Source organism: Immundisolibacter sp. (assembly GCF_041601295.1).
Lineage (GTDB): Bacteria > Pseudomonadota > Gammaproteobacteria > Immundisolibacterales > Immundisolibacteraceae > Immundisolibacter.
In genome coordinates, this window is record NZ_JBFIII010000148.1 from 1 (window position 1) to 4,620 (window position 4,620).

The following is a 4,620-nucleotide window of genomic DNA, read 5'->3' on the forward strand; positions in this document are numbered from 1 at the left end:
CGATGACGGTTGCAACGATCGGTAACATGACTGACTCCTCCGATGGCGCCGCTTCAACGTGGCGGATGTAAATCTAAAGGTACCCGTACCGGCGCAGACCACGGTAACAGCGCAGACCCACCGCAGCCCGACTCAGCACCGGCATCTGCTGGTGCCATCCGACATCCGGGGTCACCATCAGCTGTCCGCTGCCAAAACGCATCGGATTGCCCGCCACCGAGTGCCCGCTACCTACCCGCACCGTGTTTTCGTCTATGAAACCGAGCGGATCGCTCGTCGCGTCGGGGATGGCAGGCGCCAGCCAGTCCCATATCTGCTGCACCACGCCACGCGGTGAACCGGCCAGGTCCTCGTAACGCACTCGCAACCAGGGACGTCCGGTAGCAAGGCGAGCGGCTTCGGCTAGCCGCTGGGTCTGGTTCCAGCTACCGGCGCTCGCCCAGGCCGAGCGGCGCCGCATATATGCCTCTTTCCAGTGAATCTCCGGGCGCCTGCGCAGCCGCGACTTCGAATGCGCCACCGCCCGTGCATCACGCACCAGGTGCAGGTAGCGGGTTTCAAACCCCGGCAACTGGGCCAATTGCGCCGCATAAGCCGGATCCTTGGACGAGTCCACCACCCAGCCCGCGCGCGCCGTGCCGACGATGGCCGCACACAATTTCCCGGACAGGCCCAGAAACGTCCCGCGCAACGCCGCCGGAACATTGCCAGCGTGCACCCCGCCGCGGCATACACGACGACACAGGGCATCGTTGGCGCGGGCATCCACCGTGGCATCCGCAAAGGCGCGTTGCACCACTTCCTGCCAGAACGGGCAGTCGTGAAACGGCTGCCCGCAACTGCACAACTGATTGTCGGTGAATCCCCGGCGCCAGATGCGCTTGAGCTCGCCAGCCGATACCACCCCGGGCAGTTCGTTCAGCAGCCGCTCAAGCAGGGTGCTGCCGCTGCGCGTGCTACTGACGATGAAAAGCACCCCGCTCATCCGATCAGCCGCCCGCTGCACCAGCCTTGGTGACCAACACGTCCTGCATGATGAGGTACTCCAGGTCACAGCCGTAGAACATGTCCAGCGCGTCCTTGGGCGCGCAGACCATTGGCTCACCGCGGCGGTTCAGCGACGTGTTCAGCAACACGGCGTTGCCGGTGCGCTCGGCCATCGCGTCCAGTAGGGCGTGGTAACGCGGATTGGTGTCCGCACTCACGATTTGGACACGGGCGGTACCGTCCTCGTGCACCACCTCCGGAATACGATTTCGCCAATGCGGCGCCACATCGAAGGTAAATGTCATGTAAGGCGCCGGGTGATCGCTGCCGATGATGTCGGCCGCCACACGCTCGGACACCGACGGGCAAAACGGCCGCCAGCGTTCGCGATACTTGATCTGCGCGTTGATACGTTCGGCCACACCCGAGTGCGACGGATTACCAAGGATGCTGCGATTACCCAGGGCGCGCGGCCCGAATTCCATTCGACCCTGAAACCAGGCCAGCGGGTTGCCAGCCGTCAGGATGTCGGCAGCGGTCGCCACCGTGTCGTCCAGGCACCGGTACTGCGGTCGGGCCGGATGGGCGGCGCAGGCTGCCAGGCACTCCTCGGTGCTGAAGTCGGGACCCAGATACACGTGTCGAAGCGGCTTGATCGCGTCACCGGCCATAGCCGCCACGTAGGTCGCGGCGCCAATCGCGGTGCCGGCATCGCCGGCCGCCGGCTGCACGAATAACTGCCTCACTTGCGGTAAGGCCATCAGACGCTGGTTTAGTTTGACATTCAGCGCCACACCGCCGGCGTAGGCCAGCTGACCGCCCTGCGCCAGCACCGGGCCCAGGTGGTGCTGCACCAGCCTGAGCGTGGTTTCTTCGAGCAGCTTCTGTACTGCCGCGGCGTAGTGGATGTAAGGCTCATCGATGGCGTCCCCGTCGCGCGGCGGGCCCAGCCATTTGATCAGTTCGGGGCTGAAGAAATAGCCCTTGCCAGCGCGCTTGTAACGGCGCAGACCAACCACGTTCACCAGCCGGTTGTTCACGCGCAGCCGCCGGCCGTCGCTTTGCAGCAGGCGCGAGAAATCGAACCGATCCGGGTCGCCATACGGCGCCATACCCATAACCTTGAACTCGCCGTCCAGCATCTCGAAACCCAGATACTCGGTAATCGCCCCGTACAGGCCGCCCAGGGAATCGGGCTCGTAGAATTCGGCCAGCTTGTGAATGCGCCCGCCCTCGCCGTAGCCGAAAAAGGTGGTCGCGTACTCGCCGCGGCCGTCTAGCCCCAAAATGGCCACCTTGCCGTCGAAACCGGACAGGTGATAGGCGCTGGATGCATGCGCCAGGTGGTGCTCCACCGGCACAAAGGGGGCGCCACCTGCCGCGAAGCCCAGCTCGCCCAGCATGGCCAGCGCCTGGCGGCGGTTGCGCCGGTAACGCCGGTTGCCGTCGAAAAGCGCCGTCAGCGCCCGATCCGGCGCGTACCAGTGGCGGGCCGCGTAGTGCCAGCGCGCGGGCGAGCGCAGGCCAATCGGCGCATAGGGATAGGCCACCGCATCCACCTGGTCGGGCCGGATGCCAGCCTGCTGCAGGCAAAACCGCGCCGCGTTGAGGGCCTGGCGACCCTTGGCGTGCTTGTCGCGGATGAAGCGTTCTTCTTCCGCCGCCGCCACCAACTCGCCGTCCACCAGCAGCGCCGCGGAGGCGTCGTGGCTGACCGCGCCGGACAGGCCCAGAACAATCATAAGTAACGCTCTATATCAGTCAGTGCGTCGTCCAGCGCCAGACGCAACGGCGGGTCTTCGGCCCAGTTGGCGCGCAAACGCTGTAAATCACGTGAAAATGCGCGCGAGAACGTGCGGCGCCGACGGTGGCGACGCATGGCATCGAGGTCCAGCAACATCAGGGGACGATCGGGATCGAACAAAAAATTGGTGGCTTTCAGGTCGCCATGGCTCAGGCGTAACTGGACCAGCTCGGTCAGCAATGTGTGAAGGCGTTCGATGATGACCTCGCGCGGCGGCCCGGTTGTATCCGCCAGGGCAACGTGCAGTGGCACACCGGGAACGAATTCACTGACGTACCAGGCGCGCCCACGCAGCCAACCCAGACGATTTTCAAGCACTGCCACCGGAGTGGCTGTCGGCACGCCCCACAGGACCAGGCGCTGCGCGTTGCGCCAGCTATGCCAGGCCCGCGAAGGCCGCCAAAAACGCCTGAGCCAATGCACGGGACTTTTCAGATTGTACCGTTTGAGCACCAGTGCCCGGCCGTCGACGAGCACCCGCACCACGCTCGCACTATTGCCACGCTTGAGCCAGTCGGCATCCGACGCGGCGAACGCGGCATCCGGATTGGCGAGTAACTCGCGCAGGGCAGGCGTGTCATAGCGGCGATCCAGCACCTGCACGCGTGTGAAGCTGCGCGATACCGAGAACGCCGTGCAGTCGCGGAACACTTTTTTCAGATGGCGCGTCTCGCGTTTTCGGCGTTCATGCTTCAGCGCCCGGCCGAGCGCCCGTCCGGAACCGATCCTGCCGCCATCCCAGCGCGCCGCGCGGTACTGCGTGTACAGCTGGCCGAGCTGAATCACTGCCGACGGTGGAATCTGGGCCAGCCAACGGGCCAGATTGCGTAGTGCCCGGCGCGCCGGCAGCGGTGCCGGCCCGGCGCGGATACCGGCGCCGTCCAGGGTCCAGGCAACGCCGCCGCGAATCAGGAAATTGCCCAAATGTGCATCGGTCTGCTCGACCCCATCGGCGTGGTGTAGCGCGACCGCGCGCAATACCGCCGGGAGGGTTGCCACTGCCATGCGGTTGGCTGGTTCTCCCCCAAGCAGCGCGGTCAACACCAACCAGCCGGCCGGCGCCGGGAGCTGGCCGGAAAAAAGCAATTCGGGCGCGGCGATGCCACGCTGGTACAGCGCCTCAAGGCCGCGTCGCTCGCGCTCGAAATGGCGGCGCGCACGTCGCCCGGACGCCAGATAAAGCTTGGCAACCACGGGCATGTCTGCCTGCTCTGGCAGCCGACCTGCAAGCGTCCAGCGCTGACCGGGCAGGATGCGCAGCGCGCGCTCACAAACCAGTGGCCCCATGCCCGGCACCTCGAGTTGCAGCGGCAGTGTCGGTCGGTCTGTCACCCGGCCTCCAGGGGCAGTTTTGCGGAACGCCCATGTGCTTTCCGGTACAGAAATTCTGCCTTGGTGCTGACCCGTCGCCAGAACGGTCTACCACACTGCTCGCGCAGTGGTGTTTCGGTATACAGGCGCATGAAGCGCAGGCAATCGTGCCGGGTCAGGCCTGCGTCGAGCGCCGAAAAGTACAGGCTGGCAATGTCCTTGATCCGCCAGCGCAACGGCGTGCGCCGCCGCAGCTGCGCCCGGTGCAGGTCCATGACGTGCAGCAACAGCGCCTCTCCGGGCCTGTGCAGGCCCGGACTGCCCTGCTCAAGACGAAAATGACACAAATAGAAATCGCGGTGGTTGACGCCGTTCTCGTGCAGGCTGCGGGCGATATCCGCGATCCGCACCAGCAAGGCCCTTTTGAGCAGCATGTCGGATCGACTGCGAAACGGCTGTCGACTCCAGCGCAGGCTCACCTCCTCCAGCGTAATCGTATCGGGCAATGCCTCGGTCAA

Annotated in this window: 4 protein-coding genes; all 4 read right to left on the reverse strand. The window is 65.3% G+C overall.

Annotated elements, in window-relative coordinates; genetic code table 11:
- Window positions 1-73: 73 nt before the first annotated feature.
- Complete coding sequence (locus ABZF37_RS13600) at window positions 74-985, reverse strand: sulfotransferase (protein WP_372720826.1); 912 nt, start codon at window positions 983-985, stop codon at window positions 74-76.
- Between the two features lie 4 nt (window positions 986-989).
- Entirely contained in the window at window positions 990-2,729 is a 1,740-nt protein-coding gene (locus tag ABZF37_RS13605; RefSeq protein WP_372720828.1) for a carbamoyltransferase, read from the reverse strand.
- Window positions 2,726-4,123 (reverse strand): lipopolysaccharide kinase InaA family protein, encoded by a 1,398-nt coding sequence (locus ABZF37_RS13610; RefSeq protein WP_372720830.1) that lies wholly within the window; start codon window positions 4,121-4,123, stop codon window positions 2,726-2,728. The genes ABZF37_RS13605 and ABZF37_RS13610 overlap by 4 nt, the downstream gene beginning before the upstream one ends.
- The coding region (gene rfaP / locus ABZF37_RS13615) for a lipopolysaccharide core heptose(I) kinase RfaP (protein ID WP_372720832.1) at window positions 4,120-4,620 on the reverse strand (501 nt) is incomplete at its 5' end. The genes ABZF37_RS13610 and rfaP, both read right to left, overlap by 4 nt.